Annotated in this window: 24 protein-coding genes and 1 pseudogene; 11 read left to right on the top strand and 14 right to left on the bottom strand. The window is 63.0% G+C overall.

Features of this window, described 5'->3' with window-relative positions; genetic code table 11:
• Positions 1-3 precede the first annotated feature (3 nt).
• From JHL16_RS23270 to JHL16_RS23260, 3 genes are all read right to left on the bottom strand, one after another.
• Positions 4-1,131, bottom strand: a complete 1,128-nt coding sequence (locus JHL16_RS23270) for an LVIVD repeat-containing protein (RefSeq protein WP_200187306.1) — start codon at positions 1,129-1,131, stop codon at positions 4-6.
• Between the two features lie 106 nt (positions 1,132-1,237).
• Positions 1,238-2,386, bottom strand: a complete 1,149-nt coding sequence (locus JHL16_RS23265) for a cupin domain-containing protein (protein WP_200187305.1) — start codon at positions 2,384-2,386, stop codon at positions 1,238-1,240.
• Positions 2,387-2,461: 75 nt separating this feature from the next.
• Positions 2,462-4,039, bottom strand: coding sequence for a GMC family oxidoreductase (locus tag JHL16_RS23260; protein ID WP_200187304.1), 1,578 nt, complete (start codon positions 4,037-4,039; stop codon positions 2,462-2,464).
• A gap of 109 nt (positions 4,040-4,148) precedes the next feature.
• On the opposite strand from JHL16_RS23260, the gene JHL16_RS23255 reads away from it, so the two are divergent.
• Positions 4,149-4,820, top strand: a complete 672-nt coding sequence (locus JHL16_RS23255; RefSeq protein WP_200187303.1) for a FadR/GntR family transcriptional regulator — start codon at positions 4,149-4,151, stop codon at positions 4,818-4,820.
• Between the two features lie 2 nt (positions 4,821-4,822).
• Here JHL16_RS23255 and JHL16_RS23250 read toward each other — a convergent pair whose 3' ends face one another.
• Positions 4,823-5,737, bottom strand: a complete 915-nt coding sequence (locus JHL16_RS23250; RefSeq protein WP_200187302.1) for a sugar phosphate isomerase/epimerase family protein — start codon at positions 5,735-5,737, stop codon at positions 4,823-4,825.
• 49 nt (positions 5,738-5,786) lie between these two features.
• A complete protein-coding gene (locus tag JHL16_RS23245; protein ID WP_200187301.1) occupies positions 5,787-6,680 on the bottom strand; it encodes a fatty acid desaturase family protein in 894 nt (297 codons plus the stop codon).
• Between the two features lie 81 nt (positions 6,681-6,761).
• On the opposite strand from JHL16_RS23245, the gene JHL16_RS23240 reads away from it, so the two are divergent.
• Entirely contained in the window at positions 6,762-7,721 is a 960-nt protein-coding gene (locus JHL16_RS23240; RefSeq protein ID WP_200187300.1) for a LysR substrate-binding domain-containing protein, read from the top strand.
• Here the strand turns inward: JHL16_RS23240 and JHL16_RS23235 are convergent.
• The 5 genes and pseudogenes from JHL16_RS23235 to JHL16_RS23215 all read right to left on the bottom strand — a co-directional run bounded on the left by JHL16_RS23235 (position 7,690) and on the right by JHL16_RS23215 (position 12,579).
• A complete protein-coding gene (locus JHL16_RS23235; RefSeq protein ID WP_200187299.1) occupies positions 7,690-8,697 on the bottom strand; it encodes a dimethylarginine dimethylaminohydrolase family protein in 1,008 nt (335 codons plus the stop codon). The genes JHL16_RS23240 and JHL16_RS23235 overlap by 32 nt on opposite strands.
• Positions 8,694-9,524 (bottom strand): ABC transporter permease, encoded by an 831-nt coding sequence (locus JHL16_RS23230; RefSeq protein ID WP_200189511.1) that lies wholly within the window; start codon positions 9,522-9,524, stop codon positions 8,694-8,696. The genes JHL16_RS23235 and JHL16_RS23230 overlap by 4 nt, the downstream gene beginning before the upstream one ends.
• A gap of 39 nt (positions 9,525-9,563) precedes the next feature.
• Positions 9,564-10,142, bottom strand: a pseudogene (locus JHL16_RS23225) (ABC transporter permease); the annotation flags it as partial.
• 291 nt (positions 10,143-10,433) lie between these two features.
• A complete protein-coding gene (locus tag JHL16_RS23220; RefSeq protein ID WP_200187298.1) occupies positions 10,434-11,519 on the bottom strand; it encodes an extracellular solute-binding protein in 1,086 nt (361 codons plus the stop codon).
• 22 nt (positions 11,520-11,541) lie between these two features.
• A complete protein-coding gene (locus JHL16_RS23215) occupies positions 11,542-12,579 on the bottom strand; it encodes an agmatine deiminase family protein (protein WP_200187297.1) in 1,038 nt (345 codons plus the stop codon).
• A 118-nt stretch (positions 12,580-12,697) separates the two neighbouring features.
• Here JHL16_RS23215 and JHL16_RS23210 point away from each other — a divergent pair, with 118 nt between their 5' ends.
• The 8 genes from JHL16_RS23210 to JHL16_RS23175 all read left to right on the top strand — a co-directional run bounded on the left by JHL16_RS23210 (position 12,698) and on the right by JHL16_RS23175 (position 22,205).
• Positions 12,698-13,594 (top strand): LysR substrate-binding domain-containing protein, encoded by an 897-nt coding sequence (locus JHL16_RS23210; RefSeq protein WP_200187296.1) that lies wholly within the window; start codon positions 12,698-12,700, stop codon positions 13,592-13,594.
• Positions 13,595-13,656: 62 nt separating this feature from the next.
• Positions 13,657-14,340: a GntR family transcriptional regulator gene (locus JHL16_RS23205; RefSeq protein WP_200187295.1), complete on the top strand. Its 684-nt coding sequence runs from the start codon at positions 13,657-13,659 to the stop codon at positions 14,338-14,340.
• A 3-nt stretch (positions 14,341-14,343) separates the two neighbouring features.
• Complete coding sequence (locus JHL16_RS23200) at positions 14,344-15,456, top strand: mandelate racemase/muconate lactonizing enzyme family protein (RefSeq protein ID WP_200187294.1); 1,113 nt, start codon at positions 14,344-14,346, stop codon at positions 15,454-15,456.
• On the top strand, positions 15,453-16,634 hold the full coding sequence (locus JHL16_RS23195) for a mandelate racemase/muconate lactonizing enzyme family protein (protein ID WP_200187293.1): 1,182 nt from the start codon (positions 15,453-15,455) through the stop codon (positions 16,632-16,634). The genes JHL16_RS23200 and JHL16_RS23195 overlap by 4 nt, the downstream gene beginning before the upstream one ends.
• Before the next feature lie 40 nt (positions 16,635-16,674).
• A complete protein-coding gene (locus tag JHL16_RS23190) occupies positions 16,675-18,324 on the top strand; it encodes an ABC transporter substrate-binding protein (protein ID WP_200187292.1) in 1,650 nt (549 codons plus the stop codon).
• 83 nt (positions 18,325-18,407) lie between these two features.
• Entirely contained in the window at positions 18,408-19,349 is a 942-nt protein-coding gene (locus JHL16_RS23185; protein ID WP_420884582.1) for an ABC transporter permease, read from the top strand.
• Positions 19,346-20,209, top strand: coding sequence for an ABC transporter permease (locus tag JHL16_RS23180; RefSeq protein ID WP_200187291.1), 864 nt, complete (start codon positions 19,346-19,348; stop codon positions 20,207-20,209). The genes JHL16_RS23185 and JHL16_RS23180 overlap by 4 nt, the downstream gene beginning before the upstream one ends.
• Positions 20,202-22,205 (top strand): dipeptide ABC transporter ATP-binding protein, encoded by a 2,004-nt coding sequence (locus tag JHL16_RS23175; RefSeq protein ID WP_200187290.1) that lies wholly within the window; start codon positions 20,202-20,204, stop codon positions 22,203-22,205. The genes JHL16_RS23180 and JHL16_RS23175 overlap by 8 nt, the downstream gene beginning before the upstream one ends.
• Before the next feature lie 125 nt (positions 22,206-22,330).
• Here JHL16_RS23175 and JHL16_RS23170 read toward each other — a convergent pair whose 3' ends face one another.
• The 3 genes from JHL16_RS23170 to JHL16_RS23160 are packed head-to-tail and all read right to left on the bottom strand — an operon-like array spanning position 22,331 to position 24,332.
• Complete coding sequence (locus JHL16_RS23170; RefSeq protein ID WP_200187289.1) at positions 22,331-22,756, bottom strand: GFA family protein; 426 nt, start codon at positions 22,754-22,756, stop codon at positions 22,331-22,333.
• Positions 22,753-23,670, bottom strand: a complete 918-nt coding sequence (locus JHL16_RS23165) for a homocysteine S-methyltransferase family protein (protein ID WP_200187288.1) — start codon at positions 23,668-23,670, stop codon at positions 22,753-22,755. The genes JHL16_RS23170 and JHL16_RS23165 overlap by 4 nt, the downstream gene beginning before the upstream one ends.
• Complete coding sequence (locus JHL16_RS23160) at positions 23,667-24,332, bottom strand: hypothetical protein (protein WP_200187287.1); 666 nt, start codon at positions 24,330-24,332, stop codon at positions 23,667-23,669. The genes JHL16_RS23165 and JHL16_RS23160 overlap by 4 nt, the downstream gene beginning before the upstream one ends.
• A gap of 144 nt (positions 24,333-24,476) precedes the next feature.
• On the opposite strand from JHL16_RS23160, the gene JHL16_RS23155 reads away from it, so the two are divergent.
• Positions 24,477-25,103, top strand: a complete 627-nt coding sequence (locus tag JHL16_RS23155) for a LysE family translocator (protein WP_200187286.1) — start codon at positions 24,477-24,479, stop codon at positions 25,101-25,103.
• Here JHL16_RS23155 and JHL16_RS23150 read toward each other — a convergent pair.
• On the bottom strand, positions 25,096-26,676 hold the full coding sequence (locus tag JHL16_RS23150) for a trimethylamine methyltransferase family protein (protein WP_200187285.1): 1,581 nt from the start codon (positions 26,674-26,676) through the stop codon (positions 25,096-25,098). The genes JHL16_RS23155 and JHL16_RS23150 overlap by 8 nt on opposite strands.
• Positions 26,677-26,850: the final 174 nt, after the last annotated feature.

Here is a 26,850-nt window from a genome sequence, read left to right as displayed (position 1 = left end):
CCGTCACATGACGCTGGTTTCGATGATATCGACGCCGCGGATGCGGTCGATCAGATAGATGATGCCGCGCTCGTCGATGGTGACGTCGTTGGATGAGGCCATATCGGCGCCTTCCGGTATGTCCGGCATATAATGCCCCACTTCCTTCGGTTGGAAAGGGTCGGCTATGTCAACGAGTCGCAGACCTTGCGCGAACCAGGCGAAGGGAATGACCGTGCCTTTGAAGCGCTCCGAGGGCTGATGGCAGCCGGTCATCGGTGGCTGCGGCGAGCCATCCTTGTCGAGGCCCGGCACCTGGAAGGTCGAGATCGGCACCGGGCAGGTTTCCTCGGTGATATCATAGATCCAGGTGAAGGCCGGCGCCGCCGGGCGCAATTTGGCGACATCCTCATCCGCCACCACCATGATGTTGCGGCCCTTGAGCGGGGTCGGCATAGGCAGGCAGGTATGGGTAGGGTGCGGGAAGGCGGGACTCGTATTCACATGTGCGATGGCGACGGGTTTCGACAGATCGGCGATGTCCAGAATGAAGAGCCCGTGATGCCAGTAGCTGACATAAAGCCGATCACCCATGCGCAGCGGATGGTGGCAGCGCGGCTGTGTCCAGTTGGCCCAGGGATATTCCTCGCCGCCGGCCTGCCATTGGCCGGGTATCCACCAGCGCCCCACTTCGACCGGCTTGGTCGGATCGATGAGGTCGAGGATCATCACGATATTGCCGACATAGCCCTCGACGGTGGGCGAGATATAGGCGTAGCGGCCGTCGAAATCATAACGGTGCACGCCGCGCCCACCGGTGACCCATTTGCCGATCTGCTTCGGATTGGCCGGCTTCGACACATCATAGATGCCGAGCCCACCGCCGAATTCCCAGGCGCCATCCTGCCCGAGCTTCTCGTGGTTGACGATCATGATGCCATTCTGCGCCCGCACCTTGTGCGAATGCCAGCCCTTCGGCACATCGACGACGGCAAGTACCTTGGGTTTGCGAGGGTCGGCGATGTCGACGATGGTCGTGCCGCTCGGCGCCCGCATATGGCCGATATAAAGCGTCGTGCCGTCGACCCAGACCTGGCCGCCGCCCGGACAATCGATATGTGCGATCTGCGTGGTCTTGTGTGAACTCTGCACGGGGAATCCGCTCGCTGGAGGTTTTGAAAGAAAGGCCGGGCGGTGAGGCGGATGGGGCGCGTTTGCCGCCACCCTTCCGCCTCACGCTGACCGCCCCCGGCCGCGTTCAGACGAGGCGGACCATGTCGCCGGCCTTGTCGCGTCCCCACTTCTTGTAGAGGGCGAGGGCTTTGAGCGTCGGTTCGTCGCTGGCGACGAAGAAGAAGACCGGATCCTTGTCGGAGCCGTTCACATGCTCGCACCAGGCGCCGCCGGGGACCGCGAGTGTGTCGAATTCCTTCCAGTCGAAGCGCTGGCCATCGACGATCGAATAGCCTTTGCCGCGGAAAGGGGCGACGAGGAGGCTCGCCGTCTGGCGCAGCGGCAGGGTTTTTTCGCCGGGCCGCAGCATCTGGGCAAAGAAGGTGATCGTCTTGAAGACCGGCTGGCCCGTCGTCGGGTCGACATATTCGATCATCAGGGATTCATAGGGATCGCCATCCCAATCCTTGTGCCGGTCGAGCAGCTCTTCCATGCGCTCCCAGCGATAGACATACATGGGCGACGAGAGACCCGAGCCGCGCTTGTGATCGACGAAACGCGGCAGCATGCCGCCTTCGCCATAGACGCGCTGCGAATAGTCGGACGGATAACGCGACGACTGTTCCTTCTTCTTGACCATTTTGCCGTCTTCGAGCTCGGCATAGTTGTGGTCGAAATGGATGGCGCTGAGGGTCTCGACGAGCGGCAGATCGAGCACCGAGAGGTTGACCGCCGGCTCGCCGCCGACCGTGCCGTGATTATGCCAGGTGTCGTTGGGGGTGAGCACCATGTCGCCAGGGCCGAACACGATGTTCTCGCCCTCGACGCCGGTGAAATTGCCCTTGCCGGTGAGGCCAAAGCGGATGGCGCTCGGCGAATGCTTGTGCGGCGGCATGATTTCGTCGGGATCGTTGAGACGATAGGCCGTGTACATGGTCGACACGGTGGCGCGCCGCGGCGCCAGGCCCGGATTGATGAGGATCAGCGAGCGGCGCTCCGAATCGTCCATCTTGATGAGCTCGGCGGCGCGGTTGAGAAGCGGCTCGATGTCCTTGCCGTAGTCCCACATATGCGGCACCGCCTTCTTGGTGCCCATGAGCTGCTTGATCTCGTCATTATCGACGTCACTCGACGTCGCCCAGAACGGGAACATGTTGCTGCGAGCGACATCGTCGTAGAGGCCGCGCAAGGCTGCATCTCGGTTGGGGAGGGCCGCTGTTTTGGCGCCTGACATTAAATCCTCCATGCGTTCAAAATTATTGTTTTTGGGTCTGGCCTGGTTGAACCGTATTCCAACCAGGTTGGACCGTCAAGCTTGTTGGTTGAGACCGCGGACGAGATCCGCGCCGCGTTCCGCGACCGCCAGAACGGCGGCGTTGATATTGCCGGACACCGCGCCCGGAAACACGCTCGCATCGATGACGCGCAAGCCCTCGACGCCTTTCACGCGCAGCTCGCCGTCGACCACGGCGCCCATCGCGCAGGTCCCCATCGGATGATGGACGGTGATGGCGGTGGCGCGAATATGCTCCTCGATATCGCTCTTGGTGAGTTCGGCCGCGATGAAGGCCTGCATCTGCGGTTCGGCCGCCACTTGCCGCGCCATCTCGACGCCCGCTTTAAGCCCCTTCCAGTCGCTGTCGGTGGCGAGGAAATTCTGGTGGATGCGCGGCGCCGCCTTGGCGTCGCCGGAGGCGAGGCTGATCCGGCCGCGGCTTTCCGGCTGCACCAGCACGATGCGCGTCGCGAAACCGTCCGGGAACGCCTTCTTGAATGGTTCGAAATAGGGCCAGGCGCCCAAGGTCGCGGCGGTGAACAGCAGCTGCACGTCAGGCACTTTGGTGCGCCCGCTGTGGAGAAAGGCGGTGACGCCGCCCGGCACGTCTGAGGCGAAGCCGGTGCCGAAGAGATGCGCCTGCGCCAAAGCGAGGCCGATCCGGTCATACCGCATCATGTGGTGGAACGGGCCAGGCACCTTGCGCCGATAGAGCAGGATCACCGAGGCATGATCCTGCATATTGCGGCCGACAGCTGGCAGCGCCACTTGCGTGCGGATGCCATGTTTGCCGAGCTCATCCGGATCGCCGATGCCCGACAGCATCAGAAGTTGCGGTGAATTGATCACGCCGCCCGAAAGCAAAGTCTCGCGCCGCGCCTTGATTTCACGCCTGCCGTTCCGGTCCTCGATCTCGACACCGGTGGCGCGCTCCTTGTCGATGAGGAGGCGCGTGACCAGCGTCTCGGTCATCACGGTGAGATTGGGCCGCGTGAGGATCGGGCGCAGATAGGCGGTGGCCGAGGAGGAACGCCGGCCCTTGCCGATCGTCATCTGCAGCCGGCCGAAGCCTTCCTGCTCCGCGCCATTGTAATCCTCGGTCCAGCCGAAGCCGGCGCTCTGGCCGGCCGCGCCGAAAGCGTCGACCAGGGGATCGGCGAACTTGCAGAATTGCGTGCTGACCGGGCCTTGTCCGCCGCGATAGGCGTTCTCGCCGCCTTCCCATTGTTCCTGACGCTTGAAATAGGGCAGGAGCTTCTCGAAGGACCAGCCGGAGAGCCCGCTTGTCTCCGCCCAGGCGTCGTAATCGGCGCGGTTGCCGCGCACATAGGCCATGGCATTGGTCGAGGAGGAGCCGCCGATCACCTTGCCGCGCGCGCATTCGACCTTGCGGTTGTTCACATTGGCTTCCGGCTCGCAGAAATACATCCAGTCATGCAGGCGGTGCTGCAGGATGCGGCCCCAGCCGAGCGGAATGTGGATCCAAGGATCGCGGTCCCAGCCGCCGGCCTCGATGAGGAGCACCGAAACAGCGGGGTCGGCGGAAAGGCGGTTGGCGAGCACGCAGCCTGCGGAGCCCGCGCCGATGATGATATAGTCGAATTCGGCCATGATTCCGGGAAGTCAACCATCAGTCAACCAAGCCGTCAAGCCAGGGATTATCCAAAACACAACGCAGGAGCCGGTTGAGTTTGGTTGAGTCTTCTGCTAGATGGCGCACATGACGGACATTCAAACTGCCGCAGCACCACGCCTGCCGCATAAGACGACGGCTCAGCTCAGCGCCCTTGTCGAAGCGGTACGCGGCGCCATCCGCAGCGCCGGCTCGGTGCCGCCCGAGCGTGATCTCGCCGCCGAGCTCGGCGTCAAGCGTCACCAGCTGCGCAAGGCGCTGAAAGTGCTGCGCGAGACGGGCGAAATCGAGCCCAAGACGGGAAGCTGGATCGAAGCGGCGCCCTGGCACGAGCTAGCCCATGCCACCAATCCGGTCGAGGTCATTGAGCTGCGCTCCATTTTCGAGCCGGCGCTGGCCCGTCTCGCCGCCTTGCGCGCTTCCCCACTCGAGGTCGAGCGCATCGTCAAGGCGGTCGAGAATGCCGATGACAACGAGTATGGCGACGCCGATCTCCTGTTCCACAAGGCGGTCGCCGATGGCGCCCGCAACGGGCTCGCCGGCGAATTCTATCGGCTCCTGCGCGCGGTCGGCACTGATTCGCGCATCCGGATGGGCCTTCCGGCGAGCGTGTGCCCGAAACGGCGGGCCGAGCGTGACGCCGAGCACCGCGCCATCGCCAGCGCCATCGCAGCGCGTGATCCTGAGACCGCAGAGCGCGAGATGCGCCGCCATCTCGCCAATGTGCAAGCGCAGATCATGGACCGTCTCAAGGTCTGATTCTATTTAACGAACGGCTTGAGCACCTCCCGTGCGAGAAGGAAACCGCGCTTGACGAGTTCGTCGCTGCCTTCGAAGCCGCGGTCCTCATGCTCGATGATGACCGGTCCGTCATAACCGGCGCGGTAGAGCCCTGAGAAGAAGCCTGGCCAATCGACCTCGCCGAGACCCGGCATGCGCGGGATCTGCCAACCCACGCCGGCCGAGAGGATGCCGCGCTCATAGAGGCCGTCGCGGTCGATCATCAGGTCTTTGGCATGGACGTGAAACATATGCGGGCCGAATTCGCGGATGAAGCGGGCCTGGTCGATCATCTGCAGGATGAGATGCGACGGATCGAAATTCATGCCGATCGCGCCATCCCAGCTTTCGAGTATGCGCCGCCAGATGCGGGGCGAATAGGCGATATTGTGTCCACCCGGCCACTCGTCATAACTGAAGATCATCGGGCAGTTCTCGAAAGCGAGCCTGACGCCGTTATCGTGGGCAAAAGCGATGATCGCCGGCCAGACCTTGGTCGCCTCCGTCCAGTTGTCATCGACATGTTTCGCCGCGTCGCCACCGCAGAAAGTGTTGACCAGCGGCACACCCATCCGGCCGGCCGTGGTGATCACTTTCTTCAGATGATCGACGACCGCCGCGCGATGTGCCGGGTCGGGATGCAGCGGATTCGGGTAATAGCCAAGCGCTGAAATCATGAGACCCGCTTCGGCGAGCTGGGCCGCGATGTCCTTGGCCTCGGACGGGGAGACATTGGCGACATCGATATGGCTCGTCCCGGCGTAACGACGCGTGGCGCCCGTCGTCTTCGGCCAACAAGCGATTTCGAGCGCCGTGAATCCCGACGCTGCGGCCCACTGGGCGACCTCACTAAGTGGTGTGTCCGGAAAGGGCGCCGTCAACAGGCCGAGTTGCATGGAATCTCCTCGCATTTCGCCCGCACTATGCCTGTTGCAGGAGAACGCGTCACTCCTTCATCGCGCCGATATATTTCGCGTTGAAGTGGATGTAGCCGCTTTCGACCTCCTTGAGGTGGCGCTCGAGCAGCACATGGAATTCCGGCAGGCGATGGAACGGCACGCCCGGATAGGCGTGATGCTCGGCATGATAGGGCATGTTCCAGGCGAGCCTGCGGACCAGCACATTGGAGATCGTGGTCCGGGTATTTTCCAGCATATTGGCGACCAAGGGGCAGCGGCCATGCTCGGCCAGCAGATAGAGGCGCAGGAAGGGCTGCCCGATCAATGCCGGCAGTATCCAGGCGAAGAGCAGCGCCGGTGTCGCGAAATAGAATGAGAGTACGATGATGACGGCATAGAGGACGAGCATGATACGTGCCTCGTTCTTCACTTTGGCCGCGCCCTTGGGCGGCACGTAGCGATCGCGGCAACGCCCGGATGCGTTGCTGAGGAGCGTGGTGAGATGGCCCCGCCAGACCGGCAGGCCTGACACATGCTTCACATATTGCCAGCGTGTCTCGGGCTTGGGGAAGGCGAGCTCGGGATCATTTTCGGGATCCTGGGTGAAGCGGTGATGGGCGAAATGGAAATACCGGAACCAGTCCGCCGGCAGAGCCAGCATGAAGCTCGCGGCGCGCGCGACGGCCTCGTTCAGCCATGGCGAGCGGAAAGCGGTCTGATGGATCGTCTCATGCAGCAAGGTGAAGAGGAACACGATGAGAATGCCCTGCGGCAGCATCAGCAGCGGCCAATAGGGCACTTTGAGCACGATGAGAGTCCCCAGCGCGATGATGGCGCCCCAGTGCAGGATGAGCAGGGGCAGGCCCGGACTGTCCGAGCGCTCCGTCAGACGGTCACGCTGTTCCTGGCTGAGGCTGGTGACGATTTGGCGATGATCCATGGCCGAAATCGTACCGCGCGGAGCGGCTTTCCAAAAACGAGTTTTTCTAGCAGAATGATAAGTTCAACTTATCTATAGGCCATGAGCACACTTCCTTCCCTCCGCAGCCTGCAAGCCTTCGAGGCCGCCGCCCGGAGCGGCAGCTTTGTTTCGGCTGCCGAGGAGCTGGCGATCTCGCCCGCGGCGGTGAGCCAGCTCATCGCCACGCTCGAGGATTATGTCGGCCGCAAGCTTTTCCACCGCATCAACCGCCGCGCCGTCCTGACCGAGGCCGGTCGCGAGGTATTGCCGCGCTTGACGCTCGCTTTCGAGGAATTGCAGGGCGTCACCCGCGAGCTCGCCGGCAGCGGCCGGCGCGCGCGTCTGGTCGTCTCGGTGCCGCCGTCCGTCGCCATGGGCTGGCTCACCGCGCGGCTCCCGGAATTCATCTCGATCCATGGCGAGACCGACATATCGCTGCGCGGCGAAGAGGAGCCGATTGCCTTCGAACGCGACCTCGTCGATCTGCGTCTCTCTTATGGCCGATTTCACGATCGCGATCACGCGGCTGAGCCCATCGCCGTCGATGCCGTCCATCCGGTCTGCACGCCGCAATTCCTGGCGCGGCACGGGCCGATCAGGAACGCAGACGCGTTGGCGCACGTGCCCTTGATCCACACGGACTGGGGACCCGTCGCGGCGGCTTTCCCGTCCTGGCGCCAGTGGTTCGAATCCGTTGCGGTCAAGCCCGGTCGCGAGATCCAGCGCGGGCTGTCCGTCAATTCATCGGCCGCGGCCCTCGATCTGGCGCTTCACGGGCAGGGTGTCGCATTATGCCAGGGCCTTTTCGCCGCGCGGCCGCTCGAAGAAGGCCGGCTCGTAAGGCCTCTTGCACATGCTTTGACACTCGCCCAGCCTTATTGCCTGACCGTGCCGCAAAGAAGCGCCCGGCGTGCGATCGTCCTGACATTTCGCGATTGGTTTGTGGACGAGTGCCGGAAATGCATCGACTCTCCTATTTTCACCAGGACTAGACGGGGTCGCGGATCAAAGGCGTCGTAGAGCAATGAATGCCGCCGCCATTGAGCTGCATCTTGTCATAAGGCAGGACCGTCCAGCGCACGCCATGACTGGCGAGCTTGTCGAGCGTCCGGTTGGATCCGCCCCGCGGCATGATCAATTCGCCTGGCGCGATGGCGAGCGAGTTGACGATCCATTTGTCGTCATCCGGCGAGATTTCGACGGTGCGGATATTCAGCTCCCTGAGCTGCTCGATGAATGAATAGGGAAGACCCGAGGGATCGATCAGCGCCAGGTCTTTGTCGACCATCAGGAACGAGCCGTCGATATGGATGTCGTAGCCGACGAGATCGATGATGATCAGCTCGACGCCTTGACGCTTCAGCACTTCGCCGATCTGTTGGGCGCCCTCGCGATTGACCCGGATGCCGCAGCCGATGACGGCGGTCTTGTCATTGATCCAGGCGAAGCTGCCGCCTTCCATCAAGGCGCCGCCCGACAGGGTACGCAGGATCGGGATGCCGAGGCGCGCCAGCGTGCGCGTGATGGCGAGCTCCTCGCCGCGCCGGATGCGCGTGCCCATGCGGCAGACGATGGCGCCGCCTTTGCACATGATCAGCGGGTCGCGCGTATAGCAGGATTTGAGACGGCCATCGGCGACACCGTCGACATAGTGGATCTCGATATCCTTCGCGGTCAGCATCGCCGTCAAAGCGTCATGCTGGGCCTGCATTTCGGTGACTTCGGGCAGGTGGTCGCTCTGGAAATACCAGCCGGTTTCGAGATCGCCGAAGGAGCCGATGCTTTCTATGCGTTTGGTCGGGTCGATCACCTTCATCTCATCGCCAGGCCGGTGCATGAGAATGGCGCGGATCCGGCCGATGTCGTTGGAGACGCCCCAGGCCCGGCCCCAATAGCGCTCGAGCTCGGCCGCGTCCTCGACCGGCGGAAGACCCGGTGTGGCGAACATCTTCACGGTTTCATTGTAGACCCAGCCGGGTGGTGTGCTGTTGCTCATGGATTGGTTCCTTTCAGCTTGGATGATTTCCTTGATTGCGCCATCATGCCGAGACCCAGGCACAAGACAACCGCCAGGATCATCAGGGTGCTCGCAGCATTTATCTCCGGCGTCACGCCGAGACGCACCTGGCTGAAGATGCGCATCGGCAAGGTCGTGGCATTCGGTCCCGTCGTCAGGCTGGAGATGATCAAATCGTCGAGCGACAGCACGAAAGCGAGCGCCCAGCCGGAGAGGATCGAGGGAAAGATCAACGGCAAGGTCACATAACGAAAGGTCTGCAGGCTGCTGCTGCCAAGATCGAAGGCGGCTTCCTCGAGCGAGCGGTCGAAATTGGCGAGCCGTGCCTGCACGATGACGGCGACGAAGCACATGCCGAAGGTCGCGTGCGACAGAAGCAGCGTATAGAAGCCACGCGGCAGGCCGATCGCCACGAAGAAAAGCAGCAATGCCAGTCCGATGATCATGCCCGGCATGATGATCGGGACCATCAGAAGGAAGTTGAACAGGGCCTTGCCGAAGAAGATCCGGAAGCGGACAAGAGTAAGCGCGGCAAGCACGCCGAGGACCGTCGCGATGGTGGCCGAGAGACAGGCGAGCTTGAAGGAAAGCCAGGCGCTGTCGAGAAGCTGGATGTTCTGGAACAGCGTCCCGTACCATTTGAGCGAGAAGCCGCCCCAGATGGTCACGAGCCGGCTGTTATTGAAGCTGAAGGCGATGACGAGGAGAATGGGCAGATAGATGAAAGCGACGCCCAGACCCACGGATATCTTGTTGATCCAGGAGAAATGCCGCTGCGCTCCCCCGCCGGCGCCCGTCTCGTTCATCGCCGCCGCCACCTGAACCCGCTGTAAGAGGACGATCGGCACGAACAGGATGACCAGCATGCCGATGGCGATCGCAGCCGAGAGCGGCCAGTCCTGGTTGTTGAAGAATTCGGTCCACAAGGTCTTGCCGATCATCGCCGAGCCGACGCCGCCGAGGAGCTCCGGGATGACGAATTCGCCGACCATCGGGATGAAGACGAGGAGAGAGCCCGCCATGACGCCCGGCAGCGACAGGGGAATGATGATCGTGACGAAACATCTGGCCGCCGAGGCGCCGAGATCGCGCGCCGCTTCGCAGAACGTGCCGTCGATCTTGTCGAGCGTGGTGTAGAGCGGCAGCACCATGAAGGGCAGATAGGAATAGACGATGCCGATCAGGACCGCCCAATTGCTGTTGAGCAGCGCCAGCGTGCCGGGCGACAGGCCGAGCAGCTGTCCGCCCATATCGAGAAAGCCATTCGGCTTCAGAATGATCATCCAGGCATAGATGCGCACCAGGAAGCTCGTCCAGAACGGCAGGATGACGAGCGTGAAGAGAAAGCCGCGCCAGCGCGACGGCGCGCGGGTCAGGCCATAAGCGAGCGGATAGGCGACGAGGAGGACGAGGACGGTGCCCATCGCCGCGATCTGGATCGACTGCAGATAGGAGCGGCCATAGAAGAGGTCGCTCGCCAGCACGGAGAAATTCTCGAAGTCGAGACCGCGCAGGAAGGCGGTGATGCCGCTGTTCCAGTCGAATTGCGGCATATAAGGCGGTCGGGCGCGGGCCTGATCCGAAAGGCTGATCTTGAGGATGAGGCCGAAGGGAACCAGGAGGAAGGCGATCAGCCACAGATAGGGAATGGCGATGATCGCAAATTTCCACCGGCTGCCTTCGGCGCTGCGTGGCGTCGGCATTTCGGGATGCCGCTATTCGAGACCTTTGGCCCGGTTCCAGGCGCGTTGCCAGACTTTGTCCTGCTTCTCGCTCTTGACCCTCGGCAAGTGGAAGCGCTTCTGCTCCGTCTCGGTCGGATAGAAGTTCACATTCGACCGGATCTTATCGGTCACCAGCGGAAGGGCGGCTTTGTTCGCGGTGGCGAAGCCCAGTTCATTGGCAGCCGCCGCGGCGATCTCGGGCCGCATCAGGAAGTTGATGAAGGCAAGGGCGGCCGCCTTGTTCGGCGCATCGACCGGAACCGCAAGCGTGTCGAACCAGACGAGATTGCCCTCCTTCGGAATGCGGTAGTCGATGGTGAAGGTCTTGCCGGCTTCCTTGGAGCGGTTAGTCGCCACCAGCATGTCGCCGGAATAGCCCATGGCGATGCAGAGGTCGCCGGCGGCCAAGCCTGCGACATAGCTCGAGCCGTGGAACTGGCGCACATAGGGCCTGATCTTGGCGATCAGGTCGACGGCCTTTTCCAGCTCTTCCGGGTTTTCGGTGTCGGGATCGAGCCCCAGATAGATGAGGGCGCTGCCCAGCACCTGCTCGGCGTCATCGAGAAGGGCGATGCCGCAGTCCTTGAATTTGGCGGCGATCACCGGATCGAAGACGAGCCGCCAGGAATCCACCGGCGCGTCGGGCATGATCTTCTTGATCATATCGACATTGTGTCCGAGTCCGGTGGTGCCCCACATCCATGGCACCGCATGCCGGTTATCGGGATCGACCTCGGCCAGCTTCGCCATCAGGACCGGATCCATATTGCCAATATTGCCGAGCTGGGATTTGTCGAGCTCACCCCACACGCCGAGCGGCAATTGCCGGGCGAAATGCGGCGAGAGATTGGGCGTCACCACGTCGTAGCCGGAATCGCCGGCGAGCATCTTCGTCTCGACCACGTCATTCGAGTCGAACACATCATAGGTGACCTTATTGCCGCTTTCGGTCTCGAATTTCTTGATCGTATCGGCGGAGAAATAGGCCTCCCAAGAGAAAAGCCGCATCTCTCCCGCCGCAGCGCTGCCTATGGCGAGCATAAGCCAGCACGCCGTCATGCCTGCAAGTCGTCTCATCGTTTCCTCCTGTTTGCTTTTGTTATGCGTGGGTCGATAGCGGTGCCGGCTGCTCCTGCGTGATGCAGTGGATCGCGCCGCCCCCGGCCGCGATGGCGTGCACTTGGACCTGGACCGTCTTGCGCCCAGGGAACGCGGCGGCGATGGTCCGCGCGGCCGCGGCGTCGCTGGGCGTGCCGTAGCCCGGCACGATGACGCCGCCATTGACGAGGTAGAAATTGATGTAGGAGCTGCAGAAGACCTCGCTGCTGCTTTGGGCGCCGGCTTCGACGGCCTCCTCGAGCGGCAGGATCTCGAAGCTGCGGCCCCTCGCATCCGTCTCCTTGCGCAGGCAGTTGAGATTCTCGATGAGGATGCGGCTATGCGGATCGGACGGATCCGGATTGCTGCTGAAGAGCAGGGCGCCGGGCCTCACGAAGGCGCACAGCCCGTCGATATGGCCGTCCGTTTCGATATCCATCGGATCGCCCGGCAGCCAGATGACTTTCTCGACGCCGAGCATCGCCTTGAGCTCCGCCTCGGCGAGCGCCTTGTTGACGCCGGGATTGCGGTTAGGGTTGAGAATGCTCGTCTCGGTGATGATGAGGGTGCCTTCGCCGTCGAGCGCGAAGGAGCCGCCTTCGCAGCACAGCCAGGACTCGAAAGTCCGTCCGCTGGCTTGCGCGGTCACGCGCCGCGCCAGAGCATCGTCCTGATCCCAGGGCGAATGTTTCTCACCCCAGGCATTGAACTGCCAAGAGACGCCGGCGAGGCTGCCGTCACTGCCAAGGATGAAGCTCGGGCCGCAATCGCGCATCCAGAAGTCATCGACCGGCAGAGCGGTGACGGTCGCCAGATCCTTCAGCCGTTTTCGCGCCACGGCTTCGTGATCGGGATGAGCGACGACAGTGACCGGCTCGAACTGGGAGATGGCGCGGACGACATCGATGAATTCCCGCTGCACATCGGCGAGCCGGCCACCATAGAGGTCGTTCCGGTGCGGCCAGATCATCCAGCTCTGCGTATGCGGCGCGAATTCGGCGGGTTTGCGGTAGGACGAATTTACATGAGCAACGTTCATTTATTCCTCGGATAAGAGGTTGTGGCGCCTCTTAGATCGGCTTGATTGAAAGAGGTTATGAGCGATCTGCCTTGACAACAATTGAGAAGCACTCTCTCTATTGTTGAATGGAATTCATATGAGACAGTTCCGCAGCATACCGCCTCTGCAGTATCTCCTGGGCTTCGAGGCGGCCGCCCGTCTCGGCAGCTTCGGCCGCGCCGCCGAGGAGCTGGGCCTCACCCAGTCGGCGATCAGCCATCAGATGCGCCTGCTCGAGGAGCGTCTCGGGCAGGCGCTGTTCCTGCGCCATGGCCGGAGCGTCCGCCTGACCGATGCCGGCCGCGATTATCAGCGCACCGTCGCCCGCTCGCTCGCGCAATTGGACGAGGGTTGTCGGAGGCTCGACTCGTTTCGCAAGCCGGGCAGTGTCGTCATCTATGCGCCCCGCGATTTCGCCGCGCGCTGGCTTATGCCGCGTTTGCATGCGCTGCGCCGGGCAGTGCCCAAATGTGATCCATGGCTCGACACGTCGGGTGCGGCGATCGATTTCAAGACCATGGAGATCAGCATCGCCATTCAGCGCTTGCGTGAGCCGGATCCCGCTCATCTCAGCCACCGGCTGATGGACGATGTGCTGGCACCGGTGATATCGCCGGACCTGGCGAAGACACCGATGGCGTCGTCCAGCGACCTCCTAAAGCACCCACTTCTGCATGACGAGCGGGCGGAGAACTGGGCCGACTGGTTCGCTTATCAGAAGGTGAAGCCCGGAAATATCTCGGCCGGCTTCGATTTCAGCGACAGCGACTTCGCGCTGGCCGCGGCGGAGCTTGGGCACGGTGTCGCTTTGGCGAGCCTGCCGCTCGCAGCCCGGGCGATCGAGGAGGGGCGTCTCGTCCGCCCTGTGAAGGGAGCCTTGAAGACGGATCAGGCCTGGTTTGCCGTGACGACCGCTATCGAGCTCGGCGATCCAGTTACTCAAGAGGTCTGGAACTGGCTCATCGCACAATCGGCGGAGGATTCCGCGCCATAATATCTTGCTAGATTGTCGACAATCTGATTGACTGGTCCGCTCATTCTTTGTCGGGGACCTTCATGTCCAGGACTGAATTCGAGCCGATCGTCGATACGACCCGCCGCGCCGAGATCGTCGGCCAGCTCCGCCGCGCCATCCTGACCGGCAAGCTTAGCCCCGGCCAGAAGGTCAACGAGCTGAAGATTTCCAAGGAGATGCGGGTCAGCCGGGCGCCCTTGCGCGAGGCGGTACGCGAGCTGGTCCAGGACGGCCTCCTCACCAACATTCCTTATGCCGGCGCCTATGTGATCAATGTCGTCCCTAAGGACATCGAGGATGCCTATGCGCTGCATCACGTGCTGGAAGACTTCGCCATCGAGCTGGTCTGGCCGCTGCGCGATCAGCGCTTCGCCGCCGAGCTCGACCGCCGCCATGTGCAGGTGAAGGAGGCGACACGGGCGCTCGACACCACGCGCCAGATCGAGACGGCGCTGCAATTGCACAGCGTGATTTATGAATGGTCCGACAATGCGCTGCTCCTCGATACGTGGCAGCGTCTGGCGCGCCGGCTGCAGATGTATTTCGCCCTGCATCAGCAAGCCCGCGACGAGCCGGTGCCCGATGTCGACATGCATGAGGATTATGTGCGCCTTCTGAAAGGCGACGATACCGCTGCCGCCAAGCAGCATGCGCGTGAGCACATAGATTGGAATTTCGCGGAACTCGTCGCCTATGCCGAAAGCCTGGCGGCCAAACGGAAGTAACGAATGCGCATCAAGACCATCAAAGCCTATCGCATGCTGCAGCCCTTTATCGGCGGCGCTTATAAGATGTCGAAAGGACGCCATGCCGACGCCTTCGACTCCATCATCGTGGCGCTGACTTCGGAGGAGGGGCTGACCGGCTGGGGCGAGATGGCGCCGCTTGGCACCTTCTATTCGCCGGCTTTCACGGCGGGTGCCGAAGCGGGCGTCGCCGAGTTGGCGCCGCATCTTCTGGGCCGCGATCCGCGCGCCTGGGCGCAGATCAACCGGCTGATGGATATCGTCTTCAAGGGCCATCCTTATGTGAAATCGGCGCTCGATATGGCCTGCTGCGATCTGACAGCGCGCGCCGCCAATGTGCCGCTGGTCACCCTGCTGGGTGGCCGCGAGAGTGAGACAGCCGAGCTTTATCGCGTGGTGACCCATGGCGCCCCCGACACCATGGCGAAGCTCGCCCAGCGCATTGTCGCCGATGGTTTCAACCGTTTGCAGGTCAAGGTCGGTGGCGGTGTCCGGGGCGACATCGAGCGCGTCAGCGCGGTGGCGGCCGCCATTCCCAAAGGCACCGTGATGTTCTGCGATGCCAATGCCGGCTGGACGCCGTTCCAGGCCCGCCAGTTCGCCGATGCGACGCGCGACATCGACTATGTGTTCGAGCAGCCCTGTCCCTCCATCGATGAGTGCCTGTCGGTACGCCGTGCCCTCGCCAAGCCGATGGTGCTCGATGAATCGCTGACCACTCTCGAGGATCTGCTCGCCATTCACCGTCTGGGCGTGGCCGATGGGCTGACGCTCAAGATTTCGCGCATCGGCGGCGTCGCCAAGACAAGGGCATTGCGCGATCTCGCCGTCGATATGGGCTTCATGGTGACGGTCGAGGATACGGGCGGTGCCGAGATCGACACTGCCGCCATGGCGCATCTCTCGCTGTCGACGCCGGAAGAACACCGCCTCCATGCCATCGCCTTTCATGATTGGGTGACGGTCAGGACGGCGGTGGCGCCGCCGCCGGTGAAAGGCAACCGCATGGGTATTCCTGACGGACCGGGCCTCGGCATCGAGGTGCTGCCGGAGCTTCTGGGCAAACCTTTCCTCGAACTGAGCGAGGGCAGATGAAGATCCGCAAGATCACCGCGACGCCGATCAATCTCAGGCTCGATGCGCCCTATCTCTGGGTCTTCGGCGAACTCGACGGATTCTCGCCGACCATTGTCGAGGTCGAGACCGACGAGGGGCTCACGGGCTTGGGCGAAGCGCCGACCCCGGCCGCGGCGCGGATCATCACGGAAAACCTGGCCCCGGCGCTCATCGGTCGCGACGTCTTCGATATTGCCGGTGCCGAACATGTGTCGCTGCCCTTCTGGACCGGCGTCCAGAGCATCAATGATCGCACCCGCATCATGGCCTTCGGCGCCATCGAGATGGCTTTATGGGACCTGCGCGGCAAGGCGTGGAACCTGCCGCTTTATCAACTGCTGGGCGGCGCCATCCGCAAGGACATCCCGTTCACCGATTATTTCTCTTTGCGCGGCGACGGCGCGGTCAAAGGCGAGAAGACGCCGGAAGAGGTCGCCGATTATTGCGTGAAGCTCCACGAGACCCATGGCACGACCTTCTTCGAGGGCAAGTTCTCGACGGAGGATCCGAAGATGTCGCTCAAGATGGTCGAGCTCATCCGTAAGCGCCTCGGCGATGCAGTGATGATCCGCATCGATTCCAACCAGGCCTATTCTCTCGCCACGGCGCGTCAGCTCGCACGGCCTCTGGAGGATCTCGGCGTGCGCAACTGGGAGGATCCGGTCGCGACTTTGGATGAAATGCGCGAATTGCGCCGCCACTGTGCCATTCCCTTTTCCACGCATAATGTGGACTTTGCCCGCGCTGTCGATCTGCGCGTGCCGGATGCGATCGTCAGCAACCCGACGGTGCTCGGCGGCATCGGCCGTTTCGTCCGTTTCGTCGGCGCCTGCGAGCATGCCGGCATCGACTATTGGTGCTACAGCGGCGACAGCGGCATCGGCAGCGCCGCTTACCTGCATCTCTGCGCCGCCTTGGCCTGGATCCGTGAGCCGAACCAGTCGCTGTTCCGCATGCAGATGGACGATGTCATCGAAGAGGGGCCTTTCGCACCGAAGAACAACACCGTGCGCGTGCCCGAAGGTCCAGGGCTCGGTGTGACGTTGTCGAAGGGTAAGCTCGCGACACTTCACAACGATTTCAATGTCAAGGGGCCTTGCAACAAGTATCACGATAGAAAAAATCCCGGGACATATCGGCGTCTGCCTTTATGCTGACGGGAGGTTTGAACACGGCAACAGGGAAAGGGAATACACCATGAAGGACTATCGTTTGCTCGATCTGCTCCGGCGCGGCCGGACGCCGCATGAGAACCACCTGATCGACGGCCTGGTTGACGGGCGCGTCAGCCGCCGTGAATTCCTGCGTTATGGTAGTGTGCTCGGCTTGTCGCTGCCGCTTCTGGGCGCGGCCGCCGGCTTGGGGCTCATGCCGGGCCCGGCGCGCGCGCAAGGGGCCGGCGGAGTCCTGCGCGTCGCGGTCGACACACCGACGGGCGCCATCGATCCGGTGAAGACCCCTGATGTCGGTGGTCTCGTGATGCTGCAGCAGTCCGGCGAGTTCCTGTGCATGGACGGGCAGGATCTGGTGCTGAGGCCGATGCTAGCCGAAAGCTGGAAGCCGAATGACAAGGGTGATGTATGGACCTTCAAGCTTCGCAAGGGCGTCAAGTTCCACAATGGCAAGGAAATGACGGCGGATGACGTGGCGGCGAGCCTCAACCGTCTCGCCGATCCGGCCAACGGCTCGAACGCGCTGTCGGTGTTCAAGGGCGTCCTCTCCAAGGACGCGGTGCGCAAGGTCGACGATCTGACGGTCGAATTCCACCTCGATGCGCCGAACGCGAATTTCCCCTATCTCGTCTCCTCCGACAATTACAACGCCATCATCCTGCCGGCCGACTATGCCGGTGATTTCGAGAAGAACTTCGTCGGCACCGGGCCGTTCAAGCTCGAGAAATATACGCCCAAGGTCGGCGCGTCCTTTGTCCGCAACGACGATTACTGGGGCGACAAGGCGCTGCTCGATCGTGTCGAATTCACCTTCTTCGCCGATATCCAGCCGCAGATCCTGGCGCTGCAGGGCAACCAGGTCGATCTCATCAACCAGTTGCCGGTGCTGGCGGGAGCAGGCCTGCTGAATGATCCCAATGTCGAGATCATCAGCATCCATTCGGCCTCGCACTACCAGATCCACATGCGCACCGACATGGACCCGTTCAAGGATCCGCGCGTGCGCCGCGCCGTTGCCCTGAGCCTCGATCGCGACAAGCTGGTCAAGGGCCTGCTGCGCGGCCGGGCGCAACCCGGCAATGACAGCCCCTTCGCGCCGGTCTATCCCTCGACCGACACCAGCGTCGAGCAGCGCAAGCAGAATATCGCCGAGGCCAAGCAACTTCTTGAGGCGGCCGGCATCAAGTCAGGCACCAAGGTGCCCCTGGCGACGCAGCGCTTCCAGGAGGTGCCCCAATATGCCCAGCTCGTCCAGAACGCGGCGAAGGAGATCGGCATCGAGATCGAGCTGAATGTCATGGATTCGGGCGCCTATTACGGTGACGCGGTCTTCGGCAAATCGACCTGGCTCGATTCGGTCATGGGCATCACCGACTACGGTCATCGCGGCGTGCCGAATGTCTATCTATCCGCCCCCTTGCGCAGCGACGGATCCTGGAACGCCGCGCATTTCAAGAACAAGGAATACGATACGCTGGCGGCCGGCTATGTTGCGGCTCTCGATCTCGAGGCCCAGAAGGCGGCCGCGGGCAAGATCCAGAAACTCCTGCTCGAGGAGACGCCGATCATTTTCGGCTATTTCTACGACCATCTCTCGGCGGTGCGGAAGGGTGTGGCGGGTGTCGAGCCGACCGCCATGTCGCAAACCTTCCTTGCTCGTGCTTCCAAGAAGTGATCGAATGACGCCGTGAACAATCATCGCCGGCGGGAAGACCTCCCGCCGGCGTGCAACTGGGGAACCCGGCAATCGTCGCTTTCATTCTCCGCCGCATCGCTCTGTCGCTGGTGACGCTCGTCCTCTTGAGCCTCATGGTGTTCTTCGGCGGCCAAGTCCTTCCGGGCAATGTCGGACGCGCGATACTGGGTCCTTTCGCCGATGAGGCTTCGGTCCAGGCGCTCAACCAGTCGCTCGGCCTCGACCGGCCCTATATCGTGCAATATTGGGACTGGATCTCGAACTTCGTGCAGGGGGACATGGGTATGTCCTATGCCTTCCGCTCCCCCGTGGCGCCCTTCGTGCTCGATGCGCTCGCCAATTCCTGCAAGCTGGCGCTCGTCGCCTTCCTCATCGTGGTGCCGCTCGGCATTCTGGGCGGCATCGTGGCGGCGCTCAACGTCAACCGCCCGATCGACCGCATCATCAGCCTCGGTGGCCTGTCGGTGACGGTGCTGCCCGAATTCGTCACCGGCATCGTCCTCATCCTGATCTTCAGCATCTGGCTCGACTGGCTGCCGGTCACCGCCACCTGGCCGGAGGGGGCGGGGCTGGGCACGCAGCTCTATCACCTGATCCTGCCGGCGCTGCCTCTGTTTCTGGTACTCTTCGGTTATATCGCCCGTATGGCCAGGGCCGGCATGGTGGAAGCGCTCGATTCCGATTATACGCGCACCGCCGTGCTCAAGGGGCTTTCCTGGCCGACGGTCATCAGGCGGCATGTGCTGCGCAATGCGCTGCTGCCCACCATCACCGTCATCGCCACCCAGACCGGCTACCTGATCGGTGGTCTCGTGGTGGTGGAGACGCTGTTTCGGTACCAGGGAATCGGCTCGCTCATCTATACGGCGGCGCGCGGCAAGGACTTCCCGATGCTCGAAGCAGGCATCTTGACCATCGGCGTCGTCTTCGCCTTGGCGACGCTCGCTGCCGATCTCGCTTATACGCTGCTTAATCCGCGCATCAGGCTCGGGGCCGAGACATGAGCGCGATCGACACTAGCACCGAAACGGACCGCAGTCCGCTGCGCGAGCTCATCGCCGCGCTCGGCCGTTCGCGCACTTTTCTAGCCGGTGCGGCGATCCTGCTGTTCTGGATCCTCTGCGCGCTATTCGGCCGGTATTTCGTGCCCTATGACCCGCTTGCCGACGACATCATCAATTCGCTGCTGCCGCCATCCGCCGAGCACTGGTTCGGCACCGACCAGTTAGGCCGCGATGTGTTTTCCCGCGTCATTGTCGGCTCGCGCGACATTCTCACCGTGGCGCCGCTCGCCACTGTGCTGGCGACGGTGCTGGGTACCACGCTCGGCCTCATCACCGGCTATTTCAGAGGGCTCGTCGACGACATCATCAGCCGCATCATCGAGGCCTTCATGGCCATTCCGGTGGTGATCGTCGCGCTGCTTGCCATCGTGGCGCTGGGGCCGTCGACGCTCACCGTCATCACGGTAATCGGCTTAGCCTTCTCGCCCATCATCGCCCGCACCGTGCGCTCGGCGGTGCTGGCCGAGCGCGAGCTCGATTATGTCGCCGCCGCCAAGCTCAGACGCGAAAACGCGCTCTACATCATGTTCGGCGAAATCCTGCCCAATGTCCTGCCGCCCATTTTGGTCGAGGCGACGGTCAGGCTTGGCTATGCCATTTTCGCGGTCGCCACGCTGAGCTTCATGGGCTTCGGCATTCAGCCGCCATCGCCCGACTGGGGCCTCAGCGTCTCGACCAATTACGGCATGATCGGCGGCGGCTTCTGGTGGACGGTGCTGTTCGATTCGCTCGCCATCGCCACACTGGTGGTCGGCGTCAATCTCATCGCCGACGGTGTCGCGGGCGCGCTCGATGACTGACGCGCTGGCCGTCGAAAGATTGAGCGTCGCTTATCGTGTCGGTGGCCGCGACCGGGCCGTGCTGCGTGATGTGAGCTTCCGCGTCGGCCGCGGCGAGGCCTATGGGCTGGTGGGCGAGTCGGGCTGCGGCAAGTCGACCGTGGCCCTGACCGCGGTGCGTTATCTGCCGCGCGCGGGGCGGATCACGGCGGGCCGCGTCACCATGGATGGCGAGGATGTCACGGCGCTCGATCGTGACCAGCTCCTGCACCTGCGCGCCCATACCGTGTCCATGGTCTATCAGGATCCCGGCAAGGCGCTGAACCCGACTTTACGCATCGGAAAGCAAGTGGCGGAGATCTTCATGCTCGCCGGCGCTTCCCAGACGCAAGCGCAGGAGCGCGCCGCCGAGATACTGCGCCGGGTGCGCATCTCCGACCCGAAGCGCGTGATGGAGCGATATGCCCATCAGCTGTCGGGCGGCATGCAGCAGCGCGTCGCCATCGCCATGGCGCTTGCCAAGGATCCGGCCTTGCTTATCCTCGATGAGCCGACCACTGGGCTCGACGCCACTGTCGAGGCGGAAGTGCTCGACCTCATCGTGCAGTTGCGCCGGGAGTTCGGCACCTCGATCCTGTTCATCAGCCATAATCTCGCAGTGGTCGCCAAAATGTGCGACCGGGTCGGCGTGCTGTATGCCGGCATGCTGGTGGAGGAGGGGCCGACGGCTGAGCTCTTCAATATGCCGCGCCATCCTTATACGGTGGCGCTCTTACGCTGCCTGCCGCGTGCCGGCGAACGCAAGGACCACAACCGCCTCGACACGATTCCCGGCACATTGCCGGCGCCGGGGGCGAAGATCACCGGCTGTCCTTTCACCGATCGTTGTGCGCTCGCCGACGACCGTTGCCGCCGCGAGCTGCCGCCTTTGATCGATCTCGGCGGCCGCTTCGCGCGCTGCCACTATCATGAGCGCGCCGCTTCATTACCGCGTCAGACGCCGGCCGAGGTGAGGCTTCCCACAGCGCATCCCGATGCAGCGCCGGTGCTCGAAATCAATCGGCTGAACAAGACGTTCCGCTCAGGCGATCATGCTTTGCGCGCCGTCGCCGATGTGTCTCTGGCGATCGGAGCCGGCGAGACGCTGGGCCTCGTCGGTGAATCGGGCAGCGGCAAGACGACTTTCGCCCGGTTGCTCTTGGGCCTCCTGCCGCCCGACCAGGGCGGCGTGGTGAGGCTCGACGCCAAGCCCCTGCCGCCGCTCCTCGAAGCGCGTACCGAGGATCAGGTCAAGGCGCTGCAGATCGTCTTCCAGAATCCCGATTCAGCTCTCAACCGCGCCCACAGCGTGCGCCGCATCATCGGCCGCGCGCTGAGCCGGCTTGGCGGCTTGAGCGGCGACGCACTGAGGACGCGGCTCCTCGATCTCATCCAGTCGGTCAGATTGTCGGAGCGCCATCTCACCGTGAAGCCGCGCCAGCTATCGGGCGGACTCAAGCAGCGCGTCGCCATCGCCCGTGCCTTTGCCGGCGAGCCGCGCCTCGTCGTCTGCGACGAGCCGACGTCGGCGCTCGACGTCTCGGTGCAGGCGGCGATCCTCAATCTCCTCGCCGATCTCCAGGCCGAGCGGCAGGTGAGCTACATCTTCATCTCACATGATCTGGGCGTCGTGCGGTATCTCTCCGACAAGATCGCTGTGCTCTATCTCGGCCGCATCATGGAGCTCGGCTCCTCGGAGCGTGTCTTCGACGGCCCGCATCATCCTTATACCGAAGCACTGCTCTCCGCCGTGCCGCGGCTCGAAGCCGACCAGCCGTCGCGCATCCGCCTCGTAGGCGAGATCCCGAGCGCCAGCAACCCTCCCTCGGGCTGCGTCTTCCACACACGCTGCCCGCGCAAGCTCGGCGCCATCTGCGAGGAGAAGGAGCCGCCTTTCGTCGAAGAAGAGGCCGGCCATTCACTCCGCTGCCATATCCCTTTGGCCGAACTGGTGAAGCTTCAGGGCAAGCCTCTTTGACATCCCTCACGCTGAGGTGCCCGCCGAAGGCGGGCCTCGAAGCGTCCATCAGGTTAGAGTGATAATGCTGAAGCACACCCTTCGAGGCTCGCTATGCTCGCACCTCAGGGTGAGGGTGGATGAACTCACTCCGCCTTGGATGGCGCCGCGACATTGGCCCCCCACTGGCCCTGCCGATACTCACCGCCGCTGATCTCATAATAGTCACCGGCGTCATCGCAGAAGATATGACCGGCGAGCTTGAGGCCGGTCGGCCCGTCGAGAGCGCCGGCGGCGATCGCGGTGTAGTCGCGCCCGTCGCCTTTCCAGAACAAGCTCGAGCCGCATTCGCTGCAGAAGCCGCGTTTCGCCGTGTCGCTGGAGCGGTACCATTTGAGGCCGCGCGTTTCGGTGAAGTCGAGATATTCGTCCTTGGTGCCGGTGGCCGACATGTAATTGCCGGTCTGCTTGCGGCATTGCTGGCAATGGCAGGCGATGACGGCACGCAGTGGTCCCGTCACGGTGAATTTCACCGCCCCGCACAGGCAGGATCCGGTCTTGTGGTCGCTCATGAAATTCTCCCGAACGCGTGCGCCAGGGCCGTGATGTGCTGTGGATTGGTGCCGCAGCAGCCGCCGAAGATGGACGCACCTGCGGTCTGCCACTGGCGCGCATAGGTGACGAGCGCTTCGGGCTCGATGATGTCGACGAACTGCCAGTCCGGCATCTTGAAGAAGCCGCTTTCAGGGTAAGCGCCGAGCGGGCCTTGCCAGCTCTGGCGCACGATCTTGAGCGCATCGCCAATATGATTGGGCAAAGTGTGCATGATCGAGATGACGTCGCCGCCCGTCTGGGCCAGGGCCGCCACGACCTTGTCGAGCGGCTGGTCGGGCCTGGCGAAGCCGGTGAGCGTGCCGTCATCACGCGGCTCGGTCGAAATGCCGATCCACACCGGCAGGCCGGTCGCGACCGCGGCTTCGGTCGCCCACAGCGAATAATCGTAGTCGCGCATCATTTCCATCATGATGAGATCGGAGCCGGCATCAGCCATGCTCTCGGCCTTGCGCTTCATGAGCGCACGCGCCTCCTTTTCCGGCCATTCGCGATAGGCCTTCACGCGATCGACGCCTTGCTCCATCGGCCGCATGACCGAGAAGGAGCCGGCAACCGGCACGCGGTCCTGCGCCGCCTCGCGCGCGATCCTGACCGCTTCCTTGTCGATACGGACCATATCCTCATCGCGCCCCAGCGCGTTGAAGAGCAGCGGGCTTGTCGGATAAGTGTTGGCGGTGATGATCTCGGCGCCGGCCTTGATATAGTCCTCATGCACCGAGCGCACGACATCCGGATGGGTCAGATTGGCTTCGGCGCACCAGGTCTCGCCCGCCATCGGTACGCCGCGCGCCTGGATGTCGGTGCCGGTGCCTCCGTCGAGGATGATGGTCTGGCCTTGCGCCAGCTTGCGGGCGATGCGGGAATAGCTCATGCGGGGTTTCCAATCAGATGGGCTTTGCGAAAGGCGCGCATATGGAACTGCGCTTGCGCCGGACCATAGGCGAAAGCGCGGCCGACCGGACAGGCCCGGCGCGCAAGGCAGCCATTCGCCATGCAGTTCTCTCCGGCGGGCGAGGCGATATGGTCGATGCAGCGCGGCACGTCATAGCTCGTGCCCGAGAAGGCATCGACCGGACAGGCGCTGAGGCAGGGCTTGCCGTCGCAGCTCTCACAAGGGTGCGCGCCGAGCGACAAGGACGGCAGATCGAATTCGACCGGAAAGAGCAGGGCGGCGCGAAACGCGTGCCATAGGCCATAGGTCGTATGGATATTGAGGCCGAGCGGCGACACATGGCCGGCTTTGGCGCGCCTCGCCCAGCTGAGAAAGGGCAGAGGCGGCTTGTCGAAAGGATAGACGGCCTTGGCGTCGAGATCCCGCGCCAGCCGGCCGATCACCTCGCGGCACCAGTCGTCCATCAGGTCATGCACGGGATCACGCTCGCGGGCGAAGCGGCGGAACATCTGCGGCCCGGCATTGCCGATCAGGATGACGAAGCGGGCGCCATCCGGCACGCGATCGTCCCGGCCGGGTGAAAACCAGCCGAGCGGCGTGAAGCTTTCACGTGCGATCGCTTGCAGGATGGGGTGGTCCATTCACCTAAACTAGCCTTTGAGCGGCGCGCCGCCAACGGACGCAAGCGGCAGATTATGCGCCCGGTGCGACCCGTGGTGTGAATCGGGTGGAGGCTCTCTCCGGGATGCGCCAGCGTGCCAGGGAAACCCTGGACGGAGCCCCACATGGACCTTTCCCGCTCGATCGCGCTGATCGTCTTTCTCTTTCCGCTGGCCTATAGCCCCGGACCCGGCAATGCCTTCTTTGCCTCGGTCGGCGCCTCCAAGGGCATGCGCGGCGCTATGCCGTCTTTGGTGGGCTATCACGTCGCGACCTTCATCGTGACGATGCTGATCGGCCTCGGCCTCGAGGTGACGCTGCTTTCCGATCCCCAGCTGATGCGCTGGATCGAGCTCGCCGGCGGTCTCTATGTCATATGGATCGGCGTGCAATTCCTGCGCGCCGCGCGGATCGAGTCGACGGTCACGGTGGAAGAGGGGATGGCGCCGCGCGGCGTCGGTTTCATCGACGGCGCCGTCGTGCTGCTCCTCAACCCCAAGGCCTATGTTATCATCATGCTGCTGTTCACCCAGTTCCTGGCCCCGGGTGATGATCGTTTCGGTGAGGTCTTCTTCATCTCGACGATCTTCACGCTCAACAACTTGATCGCGTTCATCGTCTGGACCCTGGCCGGCGTCGCCATCGCGGCATTGTTGCGCGGCAGCGCCGCCAACCGCAACCTCAATATCCTGTTCGGGCTATCGTTGATCGCGGTCGGCGTCTGGATGATCTGGCCGGCTGTCTTTAAGTGAACCACCTTGGATCGCCCGGCTGCATGACCTCGCGCGGCAGCTTGATGTCGTGCTTGGAGCGGATGAGATCGTCGATCTCGGTCGGGATGTATTCCGGATAATAGGTGGTGAGGATTTCCATCTTGCGCGCCGTCGCCCGCTCGACGATGTCGGGCCGGCCGGCCTCGTTCCATTCCTTGGGGCTCATGCGGTTGCCGAGCGCCGGATAGATATATTCCTTCTGCATCAGGCTGAGTGTCTGATCGTGGCCGAGATAGTGGCCCGGCCCCTCGATGCAGACATTGGCGATGACGTCGAATGACAGGCTCTCGTCATTGACCTCGATGCCGCGCACATTGCGGTTGATCGAGCCCAGCATGTCATTGTCGATGAGCAGGCTTTCCAAGCAGAAGCCCAGAAGCGAGGCATGCATGCCGGCGCTTTCATAAAGCAGATTGATACCGGTCATCGCCGCGAGCGAGGCGGTGACGCCTTTTTCATAACCCGCCTGCACATCGGGAAGCTTCGAGTCGCACATGCCGGCGGCCGAGCCGACGGTAAGCCGGTAGAAATGACCCATCTGTGCGCAGGCCGCGGTGATCAGCGCCTGCTCACCCGAGCCGCCCGACATGGCGCCGGTGCGAAGGTCGGAAACGAAGGGCCAGGGCCCCCAGATCGCGACGGCACCCGGCTTGATCGCATTCACATAAGCAAGGCCGGCAAGGCATTCGGCGACCGCCTGGGCCACGGTGCCGGCAAGCGCCGCAGGCGCCGTGGCGCCGGCCTGGCCGGCCGACAGCAGCAGCACCGGCATGCCACCGCGGACCGCGACTTCGAGGCAGCGGCAGGCATCCTCGGCGAATTTCATCGGCGGCACAACGAAGCAATTCGACTGCGAGATGAAGGGCCGAGCCCGCCATTTCTCCTCGCCGCCCGCGACATAATGCAGGATCTCCAGGCATTCGGTGACGTGCTCGGGCGCCACCATGCTGGTGCCGACATGTTTCGACGTGCCGGCCATGCAGGCATACATCGTGTTGATATCGAGATCGTGGCCGGTCAGCATGTCGCGCGCCGTGATCGGGCGCTGATAGAAATGGATATGCTCGCACTGATCGACGATGCGGGCGCAGTCATAGAGATCGGCCAGCAGGGACTCGCGATAGGTCCTGGTCTGGACATCGACGATATGGACGGCGGCCCCGGCGGTGCCGAAATAGACCTTGTTGCCCCAGGGCTCCATGTCGTGCTTGGGATCGCGGCCATAGAGCACGAAGTCGCGGGCGCAAATGGCGAGCGTATCTTCGATCAGCGCCTTGGGCAGGCAGAGGCGGCCATGCTCGTTCATGAAGGCGCCTTTGGCGGTAAGCGCTTCGATGCAGGAGGGAATGGCCTGGCCGAGGCCGACGGTTTCGAGGAGCTTCAACGCCGTCTCGTGGATGCGCTCCATGTCGCGCTCTTTGAGGGGGCGGTATTGCCCGCCTTCCATGCCGGGGCGGACGGCGGCTTCCTCGCGCGGAATAGGCCTTGCGCGCAGCGCCTTGCGGGCTTCGCGTCCACCACGCCGGCGTGAAATATCCTCGACGACACTCATCGGAATCTCCTGGTATAGATGGGCCGGAATGTGCGCCGGGCGCGGAAAAACCGAAAGCCTCAATCTTGTGGGCAGGCACGTGAAAATAATTCACCATCAAACCGACTTTGTTTCCGTTTAACCCCACTTAACACCCTTGTTTTCAAGGTGTTATAGAGCGGACGATAAATGCTC

It is taken from the genome of Taklimakanibacter albus (assembly GCF_016595235.1).
In the GTDB taxonomy this organism is placed as follows: Bacteria; Pseudomonadota; Alphaproteobacteria; order Rhizobiales; family Aestuariivirgaceae; genus Taklimakanibacter; species Taklimakanibacter albus.
This window is presented reverse-complemented; position numbering and strand designations above follow the sequence as displayed.